Here is an 18,142-nt window from a genome sequence, read left to right as displayed (position 1 = left end):
CATGGGCTCGCGAAACCGGTCAATTCGGTTCAAGATCTTCTTATTGTTGCTGCTACCCCTCCTGTCTCTGAGCGCGCTCTGGGGTTTCGTCCTCAACCTCACCATGGGCGACGCCCAGTCACTGCTCCGCGCGAACACGCTCTATCGCACTCTCGGCGTCGCCTCCACCGACCTGGGATTACAGTTGCAGGCCGAGCGGGTGCGCTCGGCGGAGACGCTCACTACGCGTAAGCTCACCTCGGTGCTCAGCGCCCAGCGCGCCCGCACCGACAGGTCCGTCACGGACTTCAAGCTCTCCGTCATGGAGGCCGGCGGCTGGGTCGGCGAGGACCTGCGGCTGCCACTCGACACCCTCGACTCCACCCTCGGCCGCCTCGGGGCGATCAGGGCCGACATCGACGGCGGCCTCGGCTCCCGGCTGGCCGGGCTGAACGAGTACAACCGCATCCTCGACGCGATCTTCAGCATCTACGACCACCTGGTCACCGTCTCCGACCTGACGATCTTCCAGCAGGCGTCCTCGCTGCAGGCCATGGGCATGGCCAGGGAGTACATCGCCAGGGAGCACGCGCTCATCATCGGGGCGCTGTCCGACGGCCGGCTGACCGCGCCCGAGGTCTCCGCCTTCACCGAATACGCGGCCTCCAGGAAGTTCCTCCACTCCCGTGGCCTGGCCGGGCTCGACGTGACGCTGCGCCGGCCGTACGAGCAGGTCTTCGCCACCGAGCCGTTCCAGAGCTTCGCCACCATGGAGGCTCGGATCATCAAGACCGGCAGCCCGCCGCCCACCGCCGAGGGCTGGACCGAGGCCGTCGACAAGCTCACCTCGCGGCTCGACCAGCTCGGCTCCTCCTCGACCGCCGTCCTGGCCGCGCGCACGTCCGAGGCCGCGACCTCCACCATCGTCAAGATCGCCATCGCGGGCGGCGTCGGCTTGATCGCCGTGCTCGCGTCGATCATCATCTCTGTACGCTTCGGTCGCCGGCTGGCCGGCGAGCTGGCCGGGCTGCGTACCGCCGCGGTCGAGCTGTCGCAGAGCCGGCTGCCCGACATCGTCGAGCGGCTGCGCAGGGGCGAGGACGTCGACGTGCGGAAGGAGGCCAAGGCGATCAAGGTTCACGGATCCGCCGAGATCACCGACGTGGCCAAGGCCTTCGGCTCCGTGCAGCGCACCGCCGTGACGGCGGCCGTCGGCCAGGCCGCGCTGCGGCGCGGGGTCGGCCAGGTCTTCCTCAACCTCGCCCGGCGCAAGCAGGGCCTGCTGCACCGGCAACTCGCGCTGCTGGACGGCATGCAGCGCCGTACGCACGACCCCGACCGGCTTGAGGAGCTCTTCCGCCTCGACCACCTGACCACCCGCATGCGCCGGCACGCGGAGAGCCTGATGATCCTCTCCGGGGCCGCGCCGGGACGGGCCTGGCGCAAGCCGGTGCCCGTGATCGACATCGTCCGCGCGGCCATCGCCGAGATCGAGGACTACACCAGGGTCTCGGTCGAGGGCATGCCGGTCGCCGCGGTCGACGGCACCGCCGCCGCCGACCTCACCCACCTGGTGGCCGAACTGGTCGAGAACGCCACCATCTACTCGCCGCCGGACACCACCGTCCACGTGAGCGGCGACCTCGTGAGCAACGGATACGTCATCGAGGTGGAGGACCGGGGGCTCGGGCTGTCGGTCGCCGAATACTCGATGTTCAACACGCGGATGGCCGCGCCGCCGGAGTTCGACCTGGCCGACAGCGACAGGCTGGGCCTGTTCGTGGTGGCCAAGCTGGCGGAACGGTACGGGATCAAGGTGCTGCTGCGGCGCTCACCCTTCGGCGGGACGACGGCCATCGTGCTCGTGCCGCGTTCGATGGTGACCGAGCAGGCGGCGCTGGAGGCGGGCGACGTCGACGGCAAGGCCGATCTGCCGAACCGTACGCGGAAGAAGGCGCTCGCCGTGGTGACCTCGGGCACGCACGCGGGACTGCCCAGGCGGGTGCGCCAGGCCAACCTGGTGGCGCAGCTCAAGGAGAGCCCGCCGCTCGGGCAGGAGCGGGCTCCCGAGCCGGAGCCGCGCGGGCAGGAGCCGCCTCCCGAACGCTCTCCAGACGAGGTAAGGGACTTGTTCTCCGCGTTCCAACGGGGAACCCAACGCGCCCGAGAAGAAGCCTCTGAGGAGGGGCCATGAGTAAGGGGGATAAATGACTTTGCCGACCACCAACACCGGTGAGCTCAACTGGCTGCTGGACGACCTTGCCACCAGGGTCGCCGCGGTGCGACAGGCGGTCATCTTGTCGACCGACGGCCTCGCGGTCGGCTACTCCAAGGGTTTGACCAGGGAGGACGCCGAGCATTTGTCGGCGGTGGCGGCCGGGTTCCAGAGCCTGGCCCGTGGCACCGGACGCCATTTCGGCGGCGGTGACGTGCGTCAGACCATTGTGGAGATGGAGTCGGCCTTCCTGTTCGTGACGGCGGCGGGACAGGGCACGTGCCTGGCCGTGATCGCCGACGCGAACGTGGACGTAGGCCACATCGCCTACGAGATGGCGATGCTGGTCAAGCGGGTGGGCCAGCACATCACCACCAACCCGCGCGCTGGAGCGTCATGAGCGATAGCCCGCAGTGGTTCGATGAGGACGCGGGGCCCGTCGTTCGGCCCTATGCTCTCATCCGCGGCCGCACGCGTTCCTCAGGGGACGCGTTCGACCTCGTGGCAACCGTGCGCGCCATCGGCGACCCGCCTGGCGAGCTCGGCCCCGAACAGCAGCTCATCCTGCGGGCCGCACGTAATCCGATCTCGGTGGCCGACCTGGCCGTCGAGCTCGACCTGCCCGTCGGCGTCGTCCGGGTCCTGCTGGGCGACATGCGTGACCACGGCCTCATCTCGGTGTCGTCGCCCTCATCCGGAGGGTCGCGGTCGAATGAGCGCATTCTCAAGGAAGTGATCAATGGACTCCGTGCTCTCTGAGGACCCCGTCGCGCTGAAGATTCTCATCGCAGGGGGGTTCGGCGTCGGCAAGACCACACTGGTCGGGGCGGTCAGCGAGATCAAGCCACTGCGCACGGAGGAGGTGCTCTCCGACCGCGGGATCGGGATCGACGACCTCGACGGCGTGGAGGGCAAGAACACCACGACCGTGGCGATGGACTTCGGCCGCATCACGATCCGCGAAGGGCTGGTCGTGTACCTGTTCGGGACGCCCGGGCAGGAGCGGTTCTGGTTCATGTGGGACGAGCTGTCCTACGGCGCGCTGGGCGCCGTCGTGATCGCGGACACGCGGCGGCTGACCGACTGCTTCCCGTCCGTCGACTACTTCGAGCAGCGGGGCACGCCGTTCGTGGTGGCCGTCAACTGCTTCGAGGGGGCGGCCCGGCACAGCGTCGAGGACGTGCGCATCGCGCTCGACCTGGACGACGACGTGCCGGTCATGCTGTGCGACGTGCGGCGGCGCACCTCCGCCAAGGAAGTCATGATCGCCCTCGTGGAGCACTCCCTGCGGACGTTGACCTCCGCCAACTAGAGGGCTCTGAGGCCGTTGATCACCTCTCGGAGCAGGCTCTCCGTGGGCGTCGCGGCCTTGTCCTGCGGCGGGCGTACCGTGACCAGCCCGTGGTCGAGCAGGTCCCCCAACAGCACCCTCACGACGCCGACGGGCAGGCCCAGATCCGAGGCGACCTCGGCGACGGGCCTGGTCTGACCTGCCACGGCGCCCAGCAACCGCCGGTGCTGGGCGCTGAGCTCCGCCTTGGCCGGGACGGGCAGGCCCGTCGCGGCGACGGTCGCCAGCAGGTCGAGCGCGGAGGAGGAGGTGGGCCTGGTGCGCCCGCGCGCGACCGCGTACGGCCGCACGACGGGACCCGCCTCCTCATCGACCCACTCGGGCTCGCGGCTCACGATTGAGATCCCCCATCCTGATCACTGCTGTCCTGCCGCCCCCGCTGCCACCCCGACTGGAGCGAGGAGAGCAGCGCCCTGGCCTCCTCAGGTGAGCGCTCCTCGGCCGGTGGCGCCGACGGCGGCGTCTGCTTGAGCCGCTGCGGCAGGCTCGTCTGCCGCTCGCGCTGCGGCAAGCCGGTCTCCCTCTGCCGCTCGCGCTGCGGCAACCCCGTCTCCCTCTGCCGCTGGCGGCGCGGCAGCTCGGGCTCCTGTTCCTGCTGCGGCACGGCCACCGGGCCGCTGCCGACCTGCTGTGGTCGCAGCTGGGGCCCTTCCTGGGGCCGCTGCTGGGGCAGGGCCACGGGGCCGCTGCCGCCCGTCTGCTGGCTCCGCTTGCTGGTACGGACCCGGCGCGGCAGCTCGCCCGAGCCTGTGGGCTCCTGCCGGACCACTGAGACCGAGACGGACTCGAACTCCAGCGGCTGCACCGGGGTCGCCATGGGCTCCACCAGGGAGCCGGGCACGAGCACGATGGCGGTGGTGCCCCCGTATGGCGAGGGCTTGAGCGTCACCTTGACGCCGTGCCTGGCCGCGAGCATGCCCACCACCGCGAAGCCCAGCCGTTCGGTGTGGGAGGGGTCGAAATCCGGCGGGCTGGCCAGGCGCGCGTTGATGCCCCTGCGGGTGGCCTCGTCCATCCCCAGGCCGCGGTCCTCGATCTCGACGGCGAAGCCCCTGCCGACCATCTCGCCGCGGACGGAGACCTCGTTGCCGGGCGAGGAGAAGGAGGCGGCGTTCTCGATCAGCTCGGCGAACAGGTGCATGAGGTCGGCCACCGCCGCGCCCGAGACGCCGCACTCGGTCATCGGGTAGACGCGTACCCGGGTGTACTCCTCGACCTGGGCCGCCGCGCCGCTCAGCACGTCCTCGATCGGGATGACGCCGCGCCACCTGCGGCCCGCCGCGCCACCCGACAGCAGCACCAGGCCCTCGGCGTGGCGGCGCATGCGCGTGGTCAGGTGGTCGAGCTTGAACAGGCGCTCCAGCGCCTCCGGCTCCTCCGTCTGGCGCTGCATCTCGTCGAGCATCTTGAGCTGGCGCTGGAGCAGCGACTGGCTGCGCCTGGCCAGGTTACGCAGCGCCTGCGACACGCCCTCGCGCATCCTGGCCTGCTCGACGGCCGCGTCCACGGCCGTGCTCTGCACGCTGTCGAACGCCGCGGCCAGGTCCGCGACCTCGCTGGTCGAGTCGCGGCCCACCGTGATGGGCGGCGCCTCGGTCGCGATGTCCACGCTCTCGCCCTTGCGCAGCTTCGTCACGACGTCCGGCAGCCTGATCTCGGCCAGGTCCAGCGCGGTACGGCGCAGCGCCCTCATCTCGCGGGTGAGCCGGCGGCCGACCTTGATCGAGATGACGATGGAGAACACGACCGCGATGAGGCCGAGCGCGCCCGCGATGCCGGCCCGCACCACGATGCCCACGCCCGCGGGCTCCATCCTGGCCAGCAGCTTGTCGCCAGTGCGCCAGACGGCGTCCCTGAACTCCTTCTGGACCTGCTCGGACACGCCCCGCCACAGATCGACGTCCACGGGCTGGCCGGAGATGTAGCTCTCCAGCAGATTCTCCATGGTGCCGTAGCGCGGGGAGTAGTACAGCTTCTCGAACGGGGCCCGCAGCTCGGTGTCGAGGTTGGCCAGCGCCTTGGGGAAGAGGTAAGTCCTGGTGTTGTCCAGGCCGGCCAGCAGGTGGAGGTCGGAGCTCACGGTCATCCGGCCGTTCCCGGCGACGATCAGCGCGTGCTCCCGGCTCAGCAGCTCGCGTACCTCGTCCGCGGCTATCAGGCCCTGCGCCTGGAGCGCCATCTGGAGGTCGGTGCTGACCATCATCCTGGAGTACAGCAGGTGGATCTCGTCGGAGATCTTCGCGTACTCGGTGACGAGGGTGCCGGGGGTGAGCTTGCGGTCATCCACCTTGCGGCGGATGTCCGGGATCCGGTTGACCGCCTCGAAGACGTTCTGGAGCTGGGTCCTCATGTCCGGCGTGAGCGCCGACTGGACGTCCTCGGACATGCCGCGCTCGCGCAGCGTCTTGCGGTTGTTGTCGACCTTGGCCCGCGCCTTGTTCAGCGTGTCGGGGTCCGTGACCGAGCCCGCGATCCGCTCGGCCGAGGCCAGTCGCTCGGTCTGGAGGTTGGAGATCAGGCCGTCGGCGTTGTTGATGACCCCTGTCCAGATCGTCTCGACCTTGAGCAGGTTGAGCGCGTCTCCCGACGTGGTGCTCGCGGCGAAGCCCCAGAGTGCGACCAGGGAGACCAAGGGGATGACGAGCAGCGTCGAGATCTTGAATCTGATGGATCTGCCCGATGCCATGATACCTGCTCCCGGATAGAAGATCGCGGGAGAGAATAGCACCGAAAGCAGTGGTTTTAAGATCGACTTGCGATAAATCTGTTATATGTCGGGAAATTTGCACGCTTCGTACCGGCCCGGCCGGTGACCGGACGCCAGGTCAGCCAGGCCAGCCACGCGGCCAGCACGCCCAGCAACGTCACCTCGGCGCCCAGCAGCAACCGCTCGACGAGCCCGATCATCACCCGCTCGCCCGGCAGGGCCACGTACGTGATCGCCAGCAGCCCGAACCCCCCGGCCAGGGCCACCCACTCCACCACCCGCGCCACGGGCTTCCAGCGGGCGTCTGAGCCCAGCCTGGGCACCAGCAGCGCCCCGGCGGCGGGCAGGCTGACGAACGCCGCGACGGACACGTACCGGTGGATCTGGGCCGCGAGGTCGAGATCCGTCCCGAGGGCTGTGGTCGGGACCAGGGCCGCCACGACCAGGGCCCCTGACCACACCCCCAGCAACCACTGAGGCATCCCCCACACCGGCGCCCCGGCCGCCCGCAACCCCAGGAGCAGCGTCAGGGACCCCAACCCCAGCACCGCCATGGCGACCTCCGTGACGCCCCCGCGGTCGGACACGGCGTATTCGCTGACGGTGACGTTCATGGGGTCGAGCTGGGGGTCGGGCCCGAACTGCCCGACCAGCACGGCGACCACCGAGAACAGGATCGCCGCGCAGGCGACCAGGGGGGAGAACCTCTTCACTGCGGTCATGAAGCCACTCTCCCGCCGGGGCGAGCCCCCTCACATCCGGCCCTGTCCCCGACCCGACCCTGACCCGACCCTGAGTGAGTTACAGCTCGATCACCGACAGAACGTTCCCCGCCGGGTCCGTGAACCAGGCGATGGGCGGGCCGCCCCCGCCGCGCAGAACGCCCCTGGCGTCCTGGGCGAAGCCCTCGTAGCGCTCGAAGCGCACCCCCCGCCCCGTCAGCTCCTCCACCGCCTTGTCGATGTCCTCGACCGGGAAGTTGAGGATCGTGAACGTGGCCGGGGCGTGGTTCTCCTTCGGGTAGACCAGGATGTCGGCGCCCCCCTCGATGTGGAGCGTCAGCATCCCGTGCTCTTCCGATACGCGCAGCCCCAGGGTCTCCCCGTAGAACCGCCTGGCCGCCGCTATGTCGTTCACCGAGAAACCGCTGAACGCCTTCGTCGTCCCGAACATGATCGTCTCCCCCGACGTCACATGCCTGCCCGATGGGCTTCACTGAGCTGAATGATCTGCACGTAGTTGCCGTCCGGGTCGGTCGCGGTGGCGAACAGGCTGCCGTCGCGGTCTTCGAGCTCCGCCAGCCACGTCACGCCCGCGCTCTCCATGCGCGCGGCGACCGCGCGGGCGTCGGCCACGTCGAAGTTCAGTATCACCCTGCCGGGCTCGGGATTCTTGTCCGACACGTCCGCCCGCGTGTCGATGAACAGGTAGAACTCGCCGAACTTGAGCACCCCGTACCCGTTGACGTCGGAGTCGTCCTCCGGGTCGAGTGCGGTGACGTACCAGGTGCGCAGGCGCTCGGGGTTCGTGCTGGCGAGCAGCAGGCTGCCGAGAACGGGTCGCCTCATCGCGGGCTCCTCCGATGGTGTCGACGTGCTTTCCACCAGGCAGACCGGACGGGGCGGGGAAACTCATCGCCGCGGGGCGAAAAAAATTCCGCGCGGCGCGCCCGGTGTGGTCGGCCGGGCGTGCCGCGCGGAGTCTGGCGCCGTGGATCAGCCTGTGCGGAGGGTGAGTCCGTAGACGCTCAGGATCTCGTTGACGGGCTGGTGGTACGTGGTCCCGCCGACGGTGCAGTTGCCCGAGCCGCCCGAGGTGACGCCCTGGGCCTGGCTGCCCGAGATGAACGAGCCGCCGGAGTCGCCGGGCTGGGCGCACGCGCTGGTGCGGGTCAGGCCGGTGACGGTGCCCTGCGGGTACGTGACGGTGGCGTTGTGCTGCTGGATGGTGCCGCAGCGCCAGCCGGTGGTCGAACCGGAGCGGCAGATGGACGAGCCGACCGCGGCCTGGGTGGAGCCGCGGACGATCACGTTCGCACCGCCGGAGCCGCGTACCCAGGGCTGCGCGGTGTTGCCGGGAGCGGCGACCCACGCGTAGTCGTTACCCGGGAAGGAGGCGCCCTGGAAGGTGCCCGTCGGGTTGGTGGTGTTGTTGGCCACGCGGCAGTGCCCGGCGGTGACGAAACCGGGGGTGGTGCCCCTGGTGACGGAGAAGCCGACGCTGCAGCGGCTGGAGCCGATGTAGAACGGCGCGCCGCCGATGATGTTGATGAGCGGCACGGGCCGCTCGGCGGTCGCCGACACGCTGATCGCGCTCGTGTCCACGCCGGCGGCCTTGGCCAGGGCCTCAGCGGCCTCCACCGTGGGCGCCTGGACGGAGACGCTGTTGGTCTTCACGTCCACGAACCAGAGCGCCGCCGCGGCCTGGGCCTGCTTCGGCGCCTGGTCGAGCCGCTGCACGATCCCGTCGAGCTGGGCGAGCGAGCGCGCGACCACGACCGGCTCGGCGCCCTGCGCCTTGATGGTGGCGGTGGCGTTGGAGTCGGTGGTGGCGACCAGGAGCTTGGAGGCGTCGTCGTTCAGCCAGGCGCCGCCGTACGACGCGCCGAGCTGGGAGGTGAGCGAGGCCTGGGTGGCCGCGGCGCGTTCCTCGTTGGCCAGGCGGGTGGCGACCTGCTGCTCGGAGAGTCCGAGGTCCCGTTCGAGCGCGTCGACGACGGACGGGGGAAGGGATGGGGAGGCGGATTGAGGTGCCGGTTCAGCTGCTGCGGGGCTCAGGGGGGCGGCCAGGCAGGCGGCGAGGATGACGCCGCCCACTAACGCACAGCGTTTACTCAACATGTGCACTCCTCGGGTGGGGGTGCTGTCAAGCTAACGGTTGCTACGGCGCCTGCCAGCATGCCAAACAGCCCCTATTTCGGTGTTATAGGGGCTTTTGGGACATGCGAGCGACGGGCTTGCCGACCGCCCTGAACGGCTAGGCGGACTTGGCCTCCGGCAGCGGGATCCACTTGTGCGCCCAGGCCACCATCTCGTCCAGCACCGGCCGCAACTCCTGCCCCATCTCGGTCAGGTGGTACTCGACCCGCACCGGCGAGGTGGGCAGCACGCGGCGCTCGATGAGCCCGGCGCCCTCCAGCTCGCGCAGCCGCCGGGCCAGCATCGTGTCGTTGATGCCGGGGATGGCCGCCTTGAGGTCGGCGTACCGGTGAGCGCCCTTGAAGATCATGTGGATGACCGCCCCCGACCACCGGGCGCCGATCAGCTCCAAGGCGATGTGGAAGCGCGCGCAGACCGAATCGAGACTCACGCCACAATCCTAGCATTTGCTCTGAAATATGTAGTTACTCAATAATGTTGAGCAGCTAGCCGCCTGAGTGAAGGAGCACGTCATGGACAAGCCGGTCCTGCAGATCGTCGTCGCCAGCACCCGTCCGGGTCGCGCGGGGCGTCCCATCGCCGAGTGGTTCCACGGCAAGGCCGTGGAGTCCGGGCTTTTCGCGGTCGAGCTGATCGACCTGGCGGAGGTCGCGCTGCCGTTCCTGGACGAGCCCAACCACCCCAGGCTCAAGCAGTACGTGAACGCGCACACCAAGGAGTGGAGCGCCACGGTCGAGCGGGGCGACGCGTACGTGTTCGTGACCCCCGAGTACAACCACAGCTTCAACGCCGTGCTGAAGAACGCCCTCGACTACCTGCACCACGAGTGGCAGCACAAGGCGGCTGGGTTCGTCAGCTACGGCGGCGTCTCCGGCGGCACCCGCGCCACCAACAGCCTGCGCCAGGTCACCAGCACGCTGCGGATGATCCCGGTGCTCGAAGCCGTGAACATCCCCTTCTACGCGCAGTTCATCGGCGAGGACGGCAAGGTGCACGCCAACGACGTCATGGACGCCGCCGCCGACGCCATGCTCGCCGAGCTGGCCAAGCTGACCGGCGCGTTGCGCCCGATGCGCGCCGCCTGAGTTACGCTGCCGGACGTGGCGCTGGCTGTGGGTGTGGTGGTCCGTTATCGCAAGGCGGTGACGTACGGCGTGCACGCGCTGCTCGCCGCGCTGGAGACCGCGGGAGTGGAGCACGAGCTGCGGCTCGGCACCACCCCGGAGGAGACCGCCGAGCACATCACGGCCGGCCAGGCCGACCGGGTGCTCGTGCTCTGGTCGTTCTACTCGCCCGACGCCGAGGCCATGGCGGCCGAGCTGGCCACGGTCAGGTCGCTGAGCGGCGGCCGGGGGCTGCACATCGCGGGCGGCGTGCACGCCACGGCCGAGCCGCAGCAGGTCATCGACGCGGGCTGGGACCTGGCGGCGATCGGCGAGGGCGAATCCACGATCGTCTCCCTCGTCCGGCGCTCCAGCGGGACGAGCCGCACACTCACACGTTCATGCCGCTGCCGGGCACGCCGTGGCGGGACGCCGAGCCCGCGTTCATCCCGCTGGCGACCATGAGCGAGCTCGACCGGCTGGCGCAGCGCGGCGACGCCTACGGGCACTGGCGCAAGCAGGCCGAACACGCCGTCCGGCTGGCCGAGACGGCCAAGGCCTACCCGCGGCGGGCGCGGCGCCGGCGCACGGGCTAGCGGTCGTCGTCGTCGAAGGTGTGCAACACCCGCTCGAACGCGTCGCTGACAGGACGCAGCGCCTGCGCGAACGCGTTGACCAGCGGACCGAAGATCTCCGTCACCTCGGTCATGAAATCGGGACTCTTGCTTTCAGGAGGCGCCCAGCGCATGGCGTCCGCGCTCAGCGTCTCCCACTCGTCGACGGCGCCGTCGATGGCGTCGAGCACGTGGTCAGGATCGCTTGGCATGACCGTTCCCCGTGGAAGAAGGGTCCTATCACATCTACGGTACTTCAGGCGGGGATGGACACGCCTACCCCGCCTCGGGTCTGAGCTCCGTACCTCTCCTTGTCGGCGGTCAGGTCGAGCGGGCGGATGCCGGCGCGCGCGGCGAGAGTCTCGTCGGTGATCAGCGAGGCCGGCACCAGCCACGACACCTCGAACTCCAGCCCGTCCGGGTCCTTCGCGTACAGCGCCTTGGTCGTGCCGTGGTCGGAGGAGCCGACCAGCGCGCCGAGCTCGCTCAGCTTGACGGCGACCCGCTCCAGCTCGTCGAGGGTGTCGACCTCCCAGGCCAGGTGGTAGAGGCCCACGGACGTGCTGCCGGCCGGGGACGGGTCCGCGTTCGGGCCGATCTGGAACAGGCCCAGGTCGTGGTCGTTCGTCGAGCCGGGAGCCTGTAGGAAGGCGGCGCCCGGCATGCCCATCACGACGTCGAAGCCGAGGGCCTCGCGGTAAAAGGCGACGCTGCGTTCCACGTCGCGAACGTAAAGAACCGCGTGATTGAGTCGCTGAACAGGCATGATGTGCCCCTTTCCGGCTGGAGTCCCATCTCAAGTATATGAGCGTTCAACTAAATTGGGAGCGTGACGAGATGGCTGGATGCGGACGAGCAGCACACCTGGCGGAACTTCCTGGCGGCGACCCAGCTCATCAACGAGGCACTCGACCGCCAGCTCCAGCGGGACGCGAGCATGCCGCACACGTACTACATGATCCTCGTGGCGCTCTCCGAGGCCCCTGGGCGGTCGATGCGGATGAGCGAGCTGGCGGCCCGGGCCCAGAGCTCGCAGAGCCGCCTGTCGCATGCCGTGGCGCGCCTGGAGGAGCGCGGATGGGTCCGCCGCGAGCGCTGCCCCGACGACGGGCGCGGCAGCTTCGCCGTCCTCACGGACGCCGGGTTCGCCGCGCTGGCCGCCGCCGCGCCGGGGCACGTCGAGGAGGTACGGCGGAGCCTCTTCGACGTGCTGACGCCCGAGCAGGTGCGCCGGCTCGACGAGATTTGCGTCGCAGTCCGGAACACGCTGGAGGGGTAGCGAGCGAACTGTCGTCCCGAGGCCGTAGGTTTCTCCGCGTACCCGAACAAGGAGAGGCCGATGCACGACACCGAAGAGGCGCTGTTCAGGGCGGTCCACGGCATCGCGGGGCGGTTCGCCGGCCAGCCCGTGCCCGTGGTGATGGAGGAGTTGCTGCGCCATCTGCCCAAGGCTCCCGGCCTCGAGGTGGCGGAGATCCGGAAGATCGCCGAGGAGATCAGCGTGGGGCGTGATCCCTCGGGCTTGTGAAGAACTGATCACCAGGGGAGCATCGAGACATGTACGAGCCAACCCCTGAAGATCGATTCACATTCGGTCTGTGGACGGTCGGCTGGCAGGCGCGCGATCCGTTCGGGGACGCCTCGCGGGCGCCACTCGATCCGGTGGAGAGCGTGCATCGGCTGGCCGAGCTCGGGGCCTACGGCGTCACTTTCCACGACGACGACCTGCTGGCCGTCGAACGCGATCGGGACCGGGCCATCGCGGCCTTCAGGAAAGCGCTTGCCGAGACTGGGCTCAAGGTGCCCATGGCCACCACCAACCTGTTCACACACCCTGTCTTCCGCGACGGCGCGTTCACCAGCAACGACCGCGACGTGCGGCGATACGCCTTGCGCAAGGTCATGCGCAACCTCGACCTGGCCGCCTCCCTGGGCGCCACCACGTACGTGTGCTGGGGCGGCAGGGAGGGGGCCGAGTCCGACGCGGCCAAGGACGTGCGCTCGGCCCTCGGGCGCTACAAGGAGGCCGTCGACCTGCTCTGCGGCTATGTGCGCGAGCGCGGCTACGGCATCAGGTTCGCCATCGAGCCCAAGCCGAACGAGCCGCGCGGCGACATCCTGCTGCCCACGATCGGCCACGCGCTGGCGTTCATCAGCGAGCTGGAGCACCCGGAGATGGTGGGCCTCAACCCCGAGGTCGGCCACGAGCAGATGGCCGGGCTCAACTTCGTGCACGGCATCGCCCAGGCGCTGTGGCACGGCAAGCTCTTCCACATCGACCTCAACGGCCAGCACGGGCCGCGGTTCGACCAGGACCTGGTCTTCGGCCACGGAGACGTGATGAGCGCGTTCTTTCTGGTGGACCTGCTGGAGCACGGCGGCTACGACGGGCCGCGGCACTTCGACTACAAGCCCCTGCGCACGGAGGATCCTTCGGACGTGTGGGTGTCGGCCGCCGCGAACATGCGCACCTACCTGATCCTGCGGGAGAAGGCCCGCGCCTTCAGGGCCGACCCCGAGGTGCGCGACGCCCTGCGGGCCTCCCGCGTCGAGGAGCTCGGCCTGCCCACGCTCAACCGCGGTGAGACACTGGCCGACCTCGCCTCCGACGACTTCGATCCGGACGTCGCCGCCGCGCGCGGATACCATTTCACGCATCTCAACCAGCTTGCGCTGGAGCACTTGTTAGGAGTTCGTGGGTGACGCTGGTCGCTGGGGTCGATTCCTCTACGCAGAGTTGCAAGGTCGTCATTCGTGACGCGGAGACGGGTGCGCTGGTCCGGCAGGGCCGCGCGTCGCATCCCGACGGCACGGAGGTGCATCCGTCGCATTGGTGGAACGCGTTGCTGCGGGCCATCGAGGAGGCCGGTGGGCTGGACGATGTGGCCGCCATCAGTGTGGGCGGCCAGCAGCATGGCATGGTCTGCCTCGACGAGTCCGGAAATGTCGTACGTGACGCCCTGCTGTGGAACGACACCCGCTCCGCCCAGGCCGCCACCGACCTCATCGCGGAGCTGGGCGGGCCGGAGGCCTGGGCCACCGCCGTCGGGTCGGTGCCCGTCGCCTCGTTCACGGTGACCAAGCTGCGCTGGCTGGCCGAGCACGAGCCGGACAACGCCGCCCGCACGGCCGCCGTCTGCCTGCCGCACGACTGGCTCACCTGGCGCCTGGCCGGCGCGTTCGCCTCGGGGACCTTCTCCGCCGACTCTCCGGTGCCGCCGCTCGACCAGCTCGCCACGGACCGGGGCGACGCCTCGGGCACAGGCTACTGGTCGCCGTCGACGGGCACGTACCGGACGGATCTGCTGAAGCTGGCGTTCGGGTCGATCCCGCTGCTGCCCCGGGTGCTGGGGCCGGCGGAGGCGGCGTACGAGGGAGACGGGGTGCTGATCGCCCCGGGAACGGGCGACAACATGGCCGCGGCGCTCGGCGTGGGCGCCCGCCCCGGCGACGTCGTGGTGTCGCTGGGCACCTCCGGCACCGTGTTCGCGGTCGCGGAGTCGCCCAGCGCCGACCCGACGGGCGCGGTGGCCGGGTTCGCCGACGCCACGGGGCGGTTCCTGCCGCTGGTGTGCACCCTCAACGCCGCCCGCGTCATGGACGCCGCCGCTCGCGTCCTCGGGGTGAGCCTGGACGCCTTGAGCGATCTGGCGCTCCAGGCCCCGCCGGGGGCGGACGGGCTGACGCTGGTGCCGTACCTGGAGGGCGAGCGCACCCCCAACCGCCCGACCGCGACGGGCTCCGTCCACGGGCTGACCCTGGCCACCTCGACCCCTGCCCACCTGGCGCGGGCGGCCATCGAGGGCATGTTGTGCGGCCTCGCCGACGCCCTCGACGCGCTGGGCATGAAGCCGGAGCGGGTGCTGCTGATCGGCGGCGCGGCCCGTTCGGAGGCGGTCCGCCGCATCGCCCCCACGGTCTTCGGCGTCCCGATCACGGTGCCGCCACCGGCCGAGTACGTCGCCGACGGGGCCGCGTACCAGGCCGCCACGCTGGTCACCACCCCGGACTGGCGGTCGGAGGAGACGGAGACGTACGAAGGGGACGCCGTCCCCTCGATCCGCGACCGCTACGCCCGCGCCACCACCCACATCCTCGACTGACCTTTCGGCCGCCTTCCCTGCCATCGGCGGGGAAGGCGGCCGATCCGCAGGGGGACAGAGGTGTCACCATGACCCTGACTTTCGACAGGGTCGCCGGTTGACCATCGGCCGATGAATCGCCACCTCATCGGCGGCAGGCTCGCTCCCATGGATACCCGCTTTCCCGGACGGTGGATCGGCGGCGTGGCGCTCGTCCTGGGCCCCGTGGTCATGTCCGCCGGATACCTCTTGCGTCACCTGAGCACGGTCACCGGGCTCACCCCTCAGCAGTACGCCTGGGCCGGGGCGCAGCCGTTCGCCGCCTACGGTCAACTCCTCGCCTACACATCGGCACCCGCCCTGCTCACCCTCTCCTACGCGGTGTTCGCGCTGGGAGCGCTGCTGCTCTTCCCCAGTACAGGCGGGCGAAGAGGCCGGTGACCAGCAGCGTGGCGCCCCAGTAGGCGAGGTGGCCGCCCACCTGCTGGGCCAGGGCGATGAAGGCGCTCCTCGGGCGTCATTCCTGTGCCATCGACGGCGAGGTAGCGATAACCGTCCTGATCAGCGGCGATCGTCGTGTCGACACTGTCGAATTAATCCACCCTGTCGCGCCACTCCCGCGTGGTCCCCTTGGCGCGGGTGAGGCGACGATGCTGCCGCTCGTCCGGCTGTACGAGCAACTGCACCATGTAGACCTCGTCGAACAGACATGGATTGACCTGCCCCAGATCCTCGGCATCGATTCGCGCCCCGAGTGGGGTGTGCGGCAGCAGCGCGCGGACGATCGTGGTCTACCCGCACCTTCCTGCCCCGAGACAAGGATCAGGCGACGGACGGCAGGGGGGCTCGAATGCGGGCCCTGACCAACGCTATTCACGATCTCCACCCTCCCACTGGTCGGTGCGGAGCCGGGTGTGACAAGGTCCGACCGTGACCCAGGCAGTCGAGATGTTCTTCGATGATCAGGCCGACAAGCGGATTCGGCGGATGTGGCGGTCTCTCGCAGACCACGGTCTCCCCAGCCTGGCGACGCGAACGCACCGCCGCCACCGGCCGCACGTATCGCTCACTGTCGCGGAGACCTTCGACGAGGCAGACCTGGATAAGCTGCGCTCGGCTCTCCTCGGACAGGCGCCACCCCTGAACCTGGGTTTCCTGGGGACATTTCCCGGTGCGGAAGGTGTGCTCTTCGCCGGAGTCACCGCGACAGCCGAACTGCTCGCCTTCCACAAGAGCGTTCACCTCGCTCTTCCTGGTCACCAGGTCAAACACTGGCCGCACTACCTTCCGGGCAACTGGGTACCCCACTGCACCCTCGCCGTCGCGCTGGACCGCGCAGAGTTGTCGAAGGCGATGAATGTGATGCACGGCTACGAGCCGATGGTCGCCACGGTCTCCGGCATCGGCATCACCGAGACCGCCACGGGCACGATCACGCCATTGCTTGCATGAACGCGTACTGGCACTGATTGTCGTCAGGGAGCGCTCGGGACACGAAACTCACCATCAGCCATGCGATCGAGGCCTTTCGACGTTCGTAAGCGGCAGATAGGAGCTGAAGTGGTCGGCCACGATATCTGCCACAGCCTCCGCATCCTCGGACCCATCTACCTCAAGAACCCGGATGCCCAAGCGGCGAGCGGAACAGACGGCCTCGTCGGCGACGAGCCGGTCCCGAGCGAGTCGGTTGCGCTGTGCTCGATCAGGGTCGCTGACGTGGCGATCGACGGCGGCGGCACGGGGCAGTTCGCGGACCTGGCGCCGGCGAAATTCGTCGCTCGGCACCATGACGATCATTCGCCAGGGTGAGTCGATGAGGGGAGCGACCAGTTCGGGACGCAGCCCCCAGCCTTCGGCGATCACAGGTCGCCCAGAAACCAGGCCGCGCAGGTCATCCAGAACCCATTCGAACCGCGTGGGAAAGCCGGCCAGGGTCTCGTCGGCCATCTCTTGAGGGCTGGTGTTCACCCAGACGGCGTCCGGATCCGGGTCCGCGATGGGCTCGCCAAGCCGTACGCGGCGGGCGATCCGACGGTCATTGTGCGCACGTGCGTCGTGGTAGTCGTAATGGTAGGCGGTCAGTCCGTACCGGCCGGCGAGCAGCCTGGCGACGGTGGATTTGCCGGCCCATTGCCCCCCGCCGATCCATAGGGCGTTGTGCAAGGTGCCGAACGGATCCCAGACCTCGCTGTTTGCGGCGTTCACGGTTACAGCATGGCGACGGCACCGACCAAAGAAAAAGTCTTGTTCTACCTGCTCTGACGGGTGACGATCGTAGAGAGAGGGCTCTGCATCTGTGCGCCGGCGCAGCAGACCGGCGACGTTCAGAAAGGTGAGCTTGTCGACGGGCCCGGCGGATCAGTTCGTCATGCGCAGATCGGTCGCGGTCAACAACGATGAAAGCCTGACACCCTCTGCGGCCAGCGCTGCCGCACCTCCCTGTTCGCGGTCGATGACGCACAATGCCTCGCCGACCTGGGCCCCCAGGCTCCGCAGGTCGGCGGTGGACAGGACGATCTGGCCGCCGCTGGTGACGACGTCCTCAACCACCAGCACCCGCCGCCCCACCACATCCGCACCTTCGGCCAGACGACAGGTCCCGTACGTCTTGGCCTGCTTACGAACGAACGCACACGGCAGGCCGGTGTGCCGGCCGAGGGCGGTGACCACCGGGATCCCACCCATCTCAAGCCCGGCCAGCACCTCGATGTCCCCTGGGACCAGGGGAGTCATCGCCCGAGCGACGTCATCCAGCAGAACGGGGTCACTCTCGAACTTGTACTTGTCGAAGTACTCGGTGGCGGTACGTCCTGAGCGGAGCACGAAGTGGCCGGTGAGGTGGGCTGCGGAACGAATCCTGCGAGCCAGGTCAGAGCGCGTCACGGGCACCCAGTCTCCCAGAGGCATGGAGGACGTGCTCAGTGCCCGGCAAGGAGGCAAGCCGCAGCACGGAAGCGGTCGATCACCCGCACGCAGTCAGCTCGCAGGCTCGCTCGTCCCGACGCGACCATCCCTCCGGAACGAAACAAAACGGGGGTTGCCACAGGTGGCATGACCTCAATGATGCGCGCAGTACCAGCAGGCGGCCGCGCTTCATGCATCATGATCACGTCACCCGGCTTGAGGTGCCACCAGCGCTCAGGGGCCAAGGGAAGCAGTCGCACCTGTGCGAGCTCTCCCGGCTCCAGCGGATCACGGCCCTCCACCCAGCG

24 protein-coding genes are annotated in these 18,142 nt (G+C 69.3%); 13 read left to right on the top strand and 11 right to left on the bottom strand.

The features are described 5' to 3' along the window. Positions 1 to 46: 46 nt before the first annotated feature. Genes ACIBQ1_RS31370 through ACIBQ1_RS31355 form a run of 4 tightly spaced genes read left to right on the top strand, consistent with a single transcriptional unit; the run spans position 47 to position 3,506 of the window. The gene (locus ACIBQ1_RS31370; protein ID WP_397282896.1) at positions 47 to 2,173 is read left to right on the top strand and encodes a nitrate- and nitrite sensing domain-containing protein; all 2,127 of its coding nucleotides are present in this window, start codon (positions 47 to 49) and stop codon (positions 2,171 to 2,173) included. Between the two features lie 13 nt (positions 2,174 to 2,186). Next, positions 2,187 to 2,594, top strand: a complete 408-nt coding sequence (locus ACIBQ1_RS31365) for a roadblock/LC7 domain-containing protein (protein ID WP_319707425.1) — start codon at positions 2,187 to 2,189, stop codon at positions 2,592 to 2,594. Beyond that, positions 2,591 to 2,953 (top strand): DUF742 domain-containing protein, encoded by a 363-nt coding sequence (locus ACIBQ1_RS31360; protein WP_185069806.1) that lies wholly within the window; start codon positions 2,591 to 2,593, stop codon positions 2,951 to 2,953. Before ACIBQ1_RS31365 ends, ACIBQ1_RS31360 begins: the two co-directional genes overlap by 4 nt. Continuing rightward, positions 2,934 to 3,506, top strand: coding sequence for a GTP-binding protein (locus tag ACIBQ1_RS31355; RefSeq protein ID WP_397282895.1), 573 nt, complete (start codon positions 2,934 to 2,936; stop codon positions 3,504 to 3,506). Before ACIBQ1_RS31360 ends, ACIBQ1_RS31355 begins: the two co-directional genes overlap by 20 nt. Here the strand turns inward: ACIBQ1_RS31355 and ACIBQ1_RS31350 are convergent. From ACIBQ1_RS31350 to ACIBQ1_RS31320, 7 genes are all read right to left on the bottom strand, one after another. After that, entirely contained in the window at positions 3,503 to 3,880 is a 378-nt protein-coding gene (locus ACIBQ1_RS31350; RefSeq protein WP_397282894.1) for a DUF742 domain-containing protein, read from the bottom strand. The genes ACIBQ1_RS31355 and ACIBQ1_RS31350 overlap by 4 nt on opposite strands. Next, positions 3,877 to 6,231, bottom strand: a complete 2,355-nt coding sequence (locus ACIBQ1_RS31345; protein WP_397282893.1) for a nitrate- and nitrite sensing domain-containing protein — start codon at positions 6,229 to 6,231, stop codon at positions 3,877 to 3,879. The genes ACIBQ1_RS31350 and ACIBQ1_RS31345 overlap by 4 nt, the downstream gene beginning before the upstream one ends. A 56-nt stretch (positions 6,232 to 6,287) precedes the next feature. Then, positions 6,288 to 6,974, bottom strand: a complete 687-nt coding sequence (locus ACIBQ1_RS31340) for a DUF998 domain-containing protein (RefSeq protein WP_397282892.1) — start codon at positions 6,972 to 6,974, stop codon at positions 6,288 to 6,290. 79 nt (positions 6,975 to 7,053) lie between these two features. Continuing rightward, the gene (locus ACIBQ1_RS31335; protein WP_397282891.1) at positions 7,054 to 7,425 is read right to left on the bottom strand and encodes a VOC family protein; all 372 of its coding nucleotides are present in this window, start codon (positions 7,423 to 7,425) and stop codon (positions 7,054 to 7,056) included. A 17-nt stretch (positions 7,426 to 7,442) separates the two neighbouring features. Further along, positions 7,443 to 7,820, bottom strand: a complete 378-nt coding sequence (locus ACIBQ1_RS31330) for a VOC family protein (protein WP_397282890.1) — start codon at positions 7,818 to 7,820, stop codon at positions 7,443 to 7,445. 147 nt (positions 7,821 to 7,967) lie between these two features. After that, positions 7,968 to 9,092 (bottom strand): S1 family peptidase, encoded by a 1,125-nt coding sequence (locus tag ACIBQ1_RS31325; RefSeq protein ID WP_397282889.1) that lies wholly within the window; start codon positions 9,090 to 9,092, stop codon positions 7,968 to 7,970. A gap of 136 nt (positions 9,093 to 9,228) precedes the next feature. Continuing rightward, positions 9,229 to 9,561 (bottom strand): winged helix-turn-helix transcriptional regulator, encoded by a 333-nt coding sequence (locus ACIBQ1_RS31320; RefSeq protein WP_397282888.1) that lies wholly within the window; start codon positions 9,559 to 9,561, stop codon positions 9,229 to 9,231. Between the two features lie 82 nt (positions 9,562 to 9,643). Here ACIBQ1_RS31320 and ACIBQ1_RS31315 point away from each other — a divergent pair, with 82 nt between their 5' ends. From ACIBQ1_RS31315 to ACIBQ1_RS31305, 3 genes are read left to right on the top strand one after another with little or no spacing between them, the layout of a single operon-like run. Further along, positions 9,644 to 10,216, top strand: a complete 573-nt coding sequence (locus tag ACIBQ1_RS31315) for an NADPH-dependent FMN reductase (protein ID WP_397282887.1) — start codon at positions 9,644 to 9,646, stop codon at positions 10,214 to 10,216. A 15-nt stretch (positions 10,217 to 10,231) separates the two neighbouring features. Next, positions 10,232 to 10,699: a cobalamin-dependent protein gene (locus ACIBQ1_RS31310; protein ID WP_397282886.1), complete on the top strand. Its 468-nt coding sequence runs from the start codon at positions 10,232 to 10,234 to the stop codon at positions 10,697 to 10,699. After that, complete coding sequence (locus tag ACIBQ1_RS31305; RefSeq protein ID WP_397282885.1) at positions 10,696 to 10,830, top strand: hypothetical protein; 135 nt, start codon at positions 10,696 to 10,698, stop codon at positions 10,828 to 10,830. Before ACIBQ1_RS31310 ends, ACIBQ1_RS31305 begins: the two co-directional genes overlap by 4 nt. On the opposite strand, the gene ACIBQ1_RS31300 is transcribed toward ACIBQ1_RS31305, so the two are convergent. Both ACIBQ1_RS31300 and ACIBQ1_RS31295 read right to left on the bottom strand, forming a co-directional pair. Beyond that, on the bottom strand, positions 10,827 to 11,060 hold the full coding sequence (locus ACIBQ1_RS31300; RefSeq protein ID WP_397282884.1) for a hypothetical protein: 234 nt from the start codon (positions 11,058 to 11,060) through the stop codon (positions 10,827 to 10,829). The two genes, ACIBQ1_RS31305 and ACIBQ1_RS31300, sit on opposite strands and share 4 nt — an antisense overlap. 44 nt (positions 11,061 to 11,104) lie before the next feature. Beyond that, positions 11,105 to 11,614 (bottom strand): VOC family protein, encoded by a 510-nt coding sequence (locus ACIBQ1_RS31295; protein WP_397282883.1) that lies wholly within the window; start codon positions 11,612 to 11,614, stop codon positions 11,105 to 11,107. A gap of 63 nt (positions 11,615 to 11,677) precedes the next feature. On the opposite strand from ACIBQ1_RS31295, the gene ACIBQ1_RS31290 reads away from it, so the two are divergent. From ACIBQ1_RS31290 to ACIBQ1_RS31265, 6 genes are all read left to right on the top strand, one after another. Continuing rightward, a complete protein-coding gene (locus ACIBQ1_RS31290) occupies positions 11,678 to 12,127 on the top strand; it encodes a MarR family transcriptional regulator (RefSeq protein WP_350732538.1) in 450 nt (149 codons plus the stop codon). A gap of 60 nt (positions 12,128 to 12,187) precedes the next feature. After that, a complete protein-coding gene (locus ACIBQ1_RS31285) occupies positions 12,188 to 12,376 on the top strand; it encodes a hypothetical protein (RefSeq protein ID WP_355379018.1) in 189 nt (62 codons plus the stop codon). A gap of 29 nt (positions 12,377 to 12,405) precedes the next feature. After that, the gene (xylA, locus tag ACIBQ1_RS31280) at positions 12,406 to 13,551 is read left to right on the top strand and encodes a xylose isomerase (RefSeq protein WP_397282882.1); all 1,146 of its coding nucleotides are present in this window, start codon (positions 12,406 to 12,408) and stop codon (positions 13,549 to 13,551) included. Then, positions 13,548 to 14,951: a xylulokinase gene (gene xylB / locus ACIBQ1_RS31275; RefSeq protein ID WP_397282881.1), complete on the top strand. Its 1,404-nt coding sequence runs from the start codon at positions 13,548 to 13,550 to the stop codon at positions 14,949 to 14,951. Before xylA ends, xylB begins: the two co-directional genes overlap by 4 nt. Positions 14,952 to 15,062: 111 nt before the next feature. After that, the gene (locus ACIBQ1_RS31270) at positions 15,063 to 15,371 is read left to right on the top strand and encodes a hypothetical protein (protein WP_397282880.1); all 309 of its coding nucleotides are present in this window, start codon (positions 15,063 to 15,065) and stop codon (positions 15,369 to 15,371) included. 489 nt (positions 15,372 to 15,860) lie between these two features. Beyond that, complete coding sequence (locus ACIBQ1_RS31265) at positions 15,861 to 16,382, top strand: 2'-5' RNA ligase family protein (protein WP_397282879.1); 522 nt, start codon at positions 15,861 to 15,863, stop codon at positions 16,380 to 16,382. Between the two features lie 54 nt (positions 16,383 to 16,436). Here the strand turns inward: ACIBQ1_RS31265 and ACIBQ1_RS31260 are convergent, their stop codons facing one another. Further along, a complete protein-coding gene (locus ACIBQ1_RS31260; RefSeq protein WP_397282878.1) occupies positions 16,437 to 17,135 on the bottom strand; it encodes a hypothetical protein in 699 nt (232 codons plus the stop codon). Between the two features lie 153 nt (positions 17,136 to 17,288). After that, positions 17,289 to 17,813 (bottom strand): orotate phosphoribosyltransferase, encoded by a 525-nt coding sequence (gene pyrE / locus ACIBQ1_RS31255; protein WP_397282877.1) that lies wholly within the window; start codon positions 17,811 to 17,813, stop codon positions 17,289 to 17,291. Positions 17,814 to 18,142: the final 329 nt, after the last annotated feature.

The sequence above is a fragment of the Nonomuraea sp. NPDC050153 genome (assembly GCF_044460125.1).
GTDB lineage: Bacteria > Actinomycetota > Actinomycetes > Streptosporangiales > Streptosporangiaceae > Nonomuraea.
Note: the sequence above shows the minus strand (reverse complement) of the source record. Positions and strands in the feature narration are given on the sequence as shown.

Excerpts from the sequence above, each read along its gene's own strand:
- ACIBQ1_RS31330 (WP_397282890.1), bottom strand. The coding sequence starts at position 7,820 with ATGAGGCGACCCGTTCTCGGCAGCCTGCTGCTCGCCAGCACGAACCCC.
- ACIBQ1_RS31325 (WP_397282889.1), bottom strand. The coding sequence starts at position 9,092 with ATGTTGAGTAAACGCTGTGCGTTAGTGGGCGGCGTCATCCTCGCCGCC.
- ACIBQ1_RS31285 (WP_355379018.1), top strand. The coding sequence starts at position 12,188 with ATGCACGACACCGAAGAGGCGCTGTTCAGGGCGGTCCACGGCATCGCG.
- ACIBQ1_RS31360 (WP_185069806.1), top strand. The coding sequence starts at position 2,591 with ATGAGCGATAGCCCGCAGTGGTTCGATGAGGACGCGGGGCCCGTCGTT.
- ACIBQ1_RS31340 (WP_397282892.1), bottom strand. The coding sequence starts at position 6,974 with ATGACCGCAGTGAAGAGGTTCTCCCCCCTGGTCGCCTGCGCGGCGATC.
- ACIBQ1_RS31335 (WP_397282891.1), bottom strand. The coding sequence starts at position 7,425 with ATGTTCGGGACGACGAAGGCGTTCAGCGGTTTCTCGGTGAACGACATA.
- ACIBQ1_RS31295 (WP_397282883.1), bottom strand. The coding sequence starts at position 11,614 with ATGCCTGTTCAGCGACTCAATCACGCGGTTCTTTACGTTCGCGACGTG.
- ACIBQ1_RS31355 (WP_397282895.1), top strand. The coding sequence starts at position 2,934 with ATGGACTCCGTGCTCTCTGAGGACCCCGTCGCGCTGAAGATTCTCATC.
- xylA (WP_397282882.1), top strand. The coding sequence starts at position 12,406 with ATGTACGAGCCAACCCCTGAAGATCGATTCACATTCGGTCTGTGGACG.
- ACIBQ1_RS31270 (WP_397282880.1), top strand. The coding sequence starts at position 15,063 with ATGAATCGCCACCTCATCGGCGGCAGGCTCGCTCCCATGGATACCCGC.
- ACIBQ1_RS31300 (WP_397282884.1), bottom strand. The coding sequence starts at position 11,060 with ATGCCAAGCGATCCTGACCACGTGCTCGACGCCATCGACGGCGCCGTC.
- ACIBQ1_RS31365 (WP_319707425.1), top strand. The coding sequence starts at position 2,187 with ATGACTTTGCCGACCACCAACACCGGTGAGCTCAACTGGCTGCTGGAC.
- ACIBQ1_RS31305 (WP_397282885.1), top strand. The coding sequence starts at position 10,696 with ATGAGCGAGCTCGACCGGCTGGCGCAGCGCGGCGACGCCTACGGGCAC.
- ACIBQ1_RS31345 (WP_397282893.1), bottom strand. The coding sequence starts at position 6,231 with ATGGCATCGGGCAGATCCATCAGATTCAAGATCTCGACGCTGCTCGTC.
- ACIBQ1_RS31315 (WP_397282887.1), top strand. The coding sequence starts at position 9,644 with ATGGACAAGCCGGTCCTGCAGATCGTCGTCGCCAGCACCCGTCCGGGT.